The 6,265-nt window shown below is 37.2% G+C and carries 7 protein-coding genes; 6 read left to right on the forward strand and 1 reads right to left on the reverse strand.

Features of this window, described 5'->3' with window-relative positions; genetic code table 11:
- The 6 genes from ACOVO2_RS09215 to ACOVO2_RS09240 form a co-directional block, all read left to right on the forward strand.
- Nucleotides 1-1,289: McrC family protein (locus tag ACOVO2_RS09215; RefSeq protein ID WP_421769681.1), on the forward strand; the 1,289-nt coding region annotated here is incomplete at its 5' end.
- A 208-nt stretch (nt 1,290-1,497) separates the two neighbouring features.
- Complete coding sequence (locus ACOVO2_RS09220; RefSeq protein ID WP_421769682.1) at nt 1,498-2,805, forward strand: gluconate:H+ symporter; 1,308 nt, start codon at nt 1,498-1,500, stop codon at nt 2,803-2,805.
- A 12-nt stretch (nt 2,806-2,817) separates the two neighbouring features.
- A complete protein-coding gene (locus ACOVO2_RS09225) occupies nt 2,818-3,279 on the forward strand; it encodes a RidA family protein (RefSeq protein WP_421769683.1) in 462 nt (153 codons plus the stop codon).
- A gap of 55 nt (nt 3,280-3,334) precedes the next feature.
- Nucleotides 3,335-3,724: a VOC family protein gene (locus ACOVO2_RS09230; protein ID WP_421769684.1), complete on the forward strand. Its 390-nt coding sequence runs from the start codon at nt 3,335-3,337 to the stop codon at nt 3,722-3,724.
- A 90-nt stretch (nt 3,725-3,814) separates the two neighbouring features.
- Nucleotides 3,815-4,918: a D-TA family PLP-dependent enzyme gene (locus tag ACOVO2_RS09235; protein ID WP_421769685.1), complete on the forward strand. Its 1,104-nt coding sequence runs from the start codon at nt 3,815-3,817 to the stop codon at nt 4,916-4,918.
- 157 nt (nt 4,919-5,075) lie between these two features.
- Nucleotides 5,076-5,414, forward strand: coding sequence for a DUF2853 family protein (locus ACOVO2_RS09240; protein WP_421769686.1), 339 nt, complete (start codon nt 5,076-5,078; stop codon nt 5,412-5,414).
- A gap of 54 nt (nt 5,415-5,468) precedes the next feature.
- Here the strand turns inward: ACOVO2_RS09240 and ACOVO2_RS09245 are convergent.
- Nucleotides 5,469-6,265 (reverse strand): peroxiredoxin family protein (locus tag ACOVO2_RS09245; protein WP_421769687.1); only part of this gene is annotated, 797 nt, incomplete at its 5' end.

Genomic DNA, 6,265 nt, shown 5'->3' on the forward strand with positions numbered 1-6,265 from the left:
GACTAAGATATATGCCTCAAACAATCTCCGAATTTGGAATCATCAAAAAAGCAAGCGATTATGACTTGATTGATGATACATTTTCGGAGATTTTTGTTTCTGACCGAACTTTTCAACACCTCAAAAACATTGCTTTTTCAGGAGCAAATGATTTACTATTAAGCTACTTTACACAAAAAGGAAAGGAACAAATCCGACTCAAAAACTACGTTGGTTTGCTGCAAACGCCCGATGGCAAGCAGATTGAAATTCTACCAAAATCAACGGCAAATTCGACGAAAGAAGCACGTAAAATGCTGCTGAAAATGCTCAGAGTTTTGCCAAATTCGCCTTATCAATCTTTATCAAACTCGCATCTTGAAACTTCACATTTACCACTTTTTGAGATTTTTGTGAATGTATTTTTAGATGAACTCGAAAAACTACTTTCGCAAGGTTTAGGCAGAAATTTTGAACGACAAGAAGCAAACGAAACTTTTATCAAAGGCAAAATTTTAATTGCTGAAAATCTTCGCCAAAATCCAATCCGAAAAGAACGTTTCTTCATTGCATTTGATGAATTTACGGCCGATATTCCGCCAAACCGAGTTCTAAAATATTGTTTACAAATACTTTATAAACAAGGCTTTAGCCACCGAACTCAGCAGCGAATCAGTAAAAATATTGGTATTTTTGAAGAAGTAAATCCAAGTAATGATATCGAGCAAGATTTAGCTCAATCTTTTCATAAAAACCTGTTTTTTGTTCGTTATGAAAAGCTACTTCATTGGGCAAATATTTTTATCAAAGGACAATCATTTTTGCCTTTTTCGGGACAATATTTACAACTCGGGCTGCTATTTCCGATGGAAGTTTTGTTTGAAAATTATGTTGGAAAATTCTTCAAGAAATATTTTGCAGAAAACTACGAAGTAAAACTCCAAGACAAGGCCAAGTTTCTGATTGACAGCCATTTAGAAAAATCAAAGTTTAGATTAATTCCTGATATTGTGTTGAGAAACGAAACACAAACCTTCGTTTTCGATACAAAATGGAAGTTGATTGATGCCGCAAAACCCAAGCAAAATTATGGCATTGAGCAATCAGATTTATATCAAATGTATGCCTACGGCAAAAAATATAATGCACAGCAACTTTTCTTGATTTATCCAGCCAACGAAAACTTCCAAACCCCACTCCAAGTATTTGACTATGAGGCTGATATGCGTTTGCAAATCATACCTTTTGATTTGACCCAAAACCTGCAAAATCTGCAAGAAAACCTTATAGGTTTGATGAGAATAGATTGATAATTGACTAAAATTAAGTAAGTTGTAATCAATAACTTTTGAACACTGATGACACTGATTTATACAGATTTGCCCTGATTCTTAAATCAATTTTTGTTTTTATCAGTCAAAATCAGTCAAATCTGCGTCATCTGCGTTCCATTTTTTTAAGAGACAACTTAAATTAAAATTATTATCTTGCATCATCATATTCAACCCTCCTTAAAAAATGCCAATTTTACTTACCTTCTTTGCTATACTGATACTCGTCTTGCTGGTGGCTTACGTAAAACTCGACACCTTCGTTTCATTTATTTTAGTTGCCATCGGTTTGGGAATCGCCACAGGAATGGACGTTACGGCCATCGGAAAATCTATTCAGTCGGGTATTGGTGGCACACTCGGCGATTTAATTCTAATCATTGGTTTTGGAGCAATGCTCGGCAAACTTGTAGCCGAAAGTGGTGCTGCTCAACGCATTACCGATGCTCTCATTAGCCTTTTTGGTGAAAAATACCTCCAATGGGGTTTGGCACTTGCTGGTTTTATAATCGGTATTCCGTTGTTCTACAATGCAGGTTTTATCATCGTTGTTCCACTTATTTTTTCGATTGCTGCCTCAGCAAAATTACCACTTCTTTATGTCGGAATGCCAATGTTGACGGCTCTCTCAACCGCTCACGGATATTTACCCCCTCACCCATCACCCGCTGCCATTGCTTCGCAACTCAAAGCTGATGTTGGGCAAACGCTCATTTATGGAATCATCATTGCAATTCCTGCAATTGCCATTGCTGGGGTACTTTTTGGGCGAACTCTGAAGCAATACAAACCACAAATTGACGGAAATTTATTTGCCATCAAAGATATTCCGAAAGATAAGCAACCAAGTTTAGCTGTAAGTTTATTAGTAGCTTTGATGCCTGTTTTCTTACTAACAATTACATCGGCTATAAAAAAGTATGCTCCTGAAAGTGAATTACTTAAACTAATTTCTGAGCCTTACATTGGCATGCTTCTTTCTCTATTATTGGCGGTTTATTTACTTGGTGTCCGTCAGGGAAATACGATTCAAGCAGTAAGTAAGCAACTCGAAGAAGCCTTTAAGAGTAGTGCAGGAATTTTATTGATTATTGCGGGTGCAGGTGCATTGAAACAGATTCTAAAAGATAGTGGCACAAGCGATTATATTGGCTCACAGCTACAAGGTTTTGATATAAATCCTTTGATTTTAGGTTGGGCGATTGCAGGCGTATTACGTATATGTGTAGGCTCGGCAACCATTGCAGGCTTGACGGCAGTAGGAATTTTAGCTCCACTGATTCAACAACAAACAGGTGTAAAACCCGAACTCATGGTACTTTCGATCGGTGCGGGAAGTTTGATGTTTTCGCACCTTAACGATGGTGGATTTTGGCTTTTCAAAGAATATTTCAATTTATCAATAAAAGATACCCTCAAAACTTGGACAGTCATGGAAACCCTCGTTTCTATCATCGGTTTGATTGGGGTTTTGATTTTAAATTTATTTGTGTAACGCAACAAAACTATGACAGCAGAAGAAAATTTCGCAAAACTTGGACTTGAATTACCACCAGCACCATCTCCGATGGGCGTTTATAAGCCTTGCTTAATCGTTGATAATTTTATTTATGTTTCAGGACACGGCCCTGTGCAAATGGATGGCTCACGCATCATTGGCCGTATCGGTGCTGATATGGATATTGAAGCAGGAAAACTGGCGGCTCAACAAGTGGGTTTGACCATTCTTTCAACATTAAAAGCTAATTTAGGAAGTCTCGACCGCATCAAGCGTGTAATAAAAGTCTTGGGAATGGTCAATTGTACCTCAGATTTCGAGCGTCACCCTTATGTAATTAATGGTTGTAGTGAACTTTTTGCCAATGTTTGGGGAACCGAAAACGGTATCGGCGTGCGTTCGGCAGTTGGTTTTGGCTCGTTGCCCGAAAATATTCCAGTAGAGATTGAAGTAATGTTTGAGTTGGCGTAGAGACACAAGGAAGACTTCCCTCGAAGGGAAGTCTTCCTTAAAAATAATCATCAAAATGCTAAAAATAAACAAAGTACACCACATAGCCATCATTGCATCTGATTATCAAAAATCTAAGTGTTTCTATACCGAAATACTTGGTTTACAGATAGTTAGAGAAGTTTATCGTGAAGCACGAGATTCGTATAAACTCGATTTAGCCATTGGCGAAAATTATGTAATCGAACTTTTTTCTTTTCCGAATCCTCCAGCCCGACCATCTCGCCCCGAAGCTTGTGGACTCCGCCATTTAGCTTTTGAAGTAGAAGATGTAGCTGCAGCAAAACAAAATCTCGAAGCAAAAGGAATTGAAGTAGAGGCCATCAGAATTGATGAGTTTACTGGCAAAAAATTCACCTTTTTCGCCGACCCTGACGATTTGCCAATTGAATTTTACGAACAATAATATCAATTTTGAATGAGTGAATGATAGAATGAGTGAATAACTGCGAAAATATTCTATCATTCTATCAATCATTCATTCTATCATTAAACTATGTGGTTTAACATCAATAACGTCAACGAATTAGATTCTCCTTCGCTGCTTATTTACAAAGAGCGAGTACAAAAAAATATTGAGCAGATGATTTCGATTGCTGGTTCGGCCGAGCGACTTTTTACGCACGTGAAGACCAACAAAATGCCCGAAGTTGTCAAGATGATGCTTACTGCTGGTATCACAAAGTTTAAATGTGCAACCATTGCCGAAGCCGAAATGGTTGCAATAGCTGGCGGAAAATATGCTTTGATTTCCCATCAATTAGTTGGTCCAAAAATCGAGCGGCTGGTCAAGTTACGGCAAAAATACCCCGATGTTTTCTTTACATCGCTCATTGATTCAACTGAAATAGCCGATGCTCACAATGAAACTTTCGCTAAAAACAACCTCATTTCTGACGTTTTCTTAGATGTAAATAATGGAATGAACAGGTCAGGTCACGAATTAAATGACCAAATTTTAGATTTATACAAAAAACTAAGTAACTCGTCTCACCTAAAAATACACGGCTTGCACGTATATGATGGGCATTTACGAGCAAGCGATTTCAACGAACGAAAAAAAGAATGTGATGCGGGTTTTGTTGATGTAAAACATTTTCTCGAAGCCATCGAAGCAGCAGATTTACCGAAACCAATCGTGATAGCGGGAGGCACGCCAGCGTTTACCTCACATGCTTTGCGAGAAGAAACTTATTGCAGCCCCGGCACCTGCGTTTTGTGGGATTGGGGCTACGGTGATAAACTTTCTGAACAAAATTTTGAGTATGCAGCGTTGATTCTGACTCGTGTTATTTCAAAACCAAAGCAAGGAATCATTACGGTCGATATGGGGCATAAGGCTGTCGCAGCCGAAAACCCAATTGATAAACGTATCAGATTTTTGAATTTGAAAAATTATGAACTGCTCGGGCAAAGCGAAGAACACGGCGTCATCGCCGTAAAAGACTGGGATTCAATAAAAGTGGGCGATGTGCTTTATGGGGTTCCTTACCACGTTTGTCCAACCGTAAATCTTTATGATGAAGCCTACATCGTTGAAAATGAAGAAGTTGTGGAAACCTGGCAAGTTCTAGGCAGAAAACGAAAGATTAGTATTTAATGACATTTTTCAATAAAACACGAAATTAAAAACTTTTAATCCTTGAAAGTGTGTGTTTTACACAAAAAAGCACGCAAAACATTTGGAAAAGATAAGTTTTTATTTAAAATTTACAAAACATTCATGTATTTCAATCACCCCATAATCAACAAAAATTATGAGTAAATTAGCAGAAGCAATTGAAACTTACGTTGCTCAATCAAACGAACTTAACTTAGGCCTTAGCGAAGAACTCATCACAGCTGTAGCAAAAGGTCTTGGCCCATCTATTTACAATGCAGATTCTTCTAAAGTTTCAGGTTCAGACCCTGACGAGTTAGCTCGTGTAAAACAAAACTATTTGATTGGTAAATTAGGTTTAGCTGATGGCCCAGAGCTTGACGTAGCAATTGCGGAAGTAATGGAGCAAATGGGTTCTTCAAACCGCAATAAATATCGTGCAAATGTATATGCTTTACTTTGCAAAAAATTCGGTAAAGAAGACGTTTATGCTTAATAAATAAAGATTTTTTAGGAAGCGACACGAAGTAATTTGTGTCGCTTTTTTTGCTTATTTTGATAGTTTTTCTGCCAAAACTTTATTCAAAACTATTAATTCGGGTTCATTATCACTCTCTTCTTCTCTCGAATACACAATTTTTCCAGTTTTATCAATCAAATAAACCTGTGGAATTGACTGCACTCCATAAGTTTTAAATAAATCGCCAGTCTTATCGGCAATATTTGTCCAATTCATCTGATATTTATGTATAGCCTTTGATAAAACTGTCATGTTATCATCGCTGGAAATGGCAATTACATCCAGTTTCTGAGGCGAATATTGCTTCTTAATTTTCACCAACGTGGGCATTTCTGCAATACACGGAACACAAGTCGTACTCCAAAAAGTAAGCAAAACATACTTTTTTCTGTATTTATCCAACGAAATTGTTCTACCTTTCAAATCCTTACTTATCAGATTGGGTGCTTGCACTCCTTTTTTGATATTTCTGGCATTCAGATATTTCAGAGCTTCCTTGCCCTCAAAACTTTGTTTAAAATGTTCAGGAAAAGTTGTATTAAACATCTTTATCAAACTATCAATACTTGTATGAGAATGCACAACTTGATTGGTAAATAGCCAAAGAGAATAATACTGCTTACCGTTATTTTTTACAAAATCAATCGTTTTATTTTCGAGTATAAACTTCTTCGACCAAAATACTCTCGCCAACGAATCTGAGCCATTCCAACCTTTATTTTGAGTTACAAAACTTTCTAACTCTTGGCTTTCTTTTGCCACAAAATCTTTCATTTGCTTTTCTCCCATGTTTGAGAGTTCATAAATATTCTGCTGTTTTTTGATTT

The sequence above is a fragment of the Emticicia sp. genome, assembly GCF_049241225.1.
In the GTDB taxonomy this organism is placed as follows: Bacteria; Bacteroidota; Bacteroidia; order Cytophagales; family Spirosomataceae; genus Emticicia.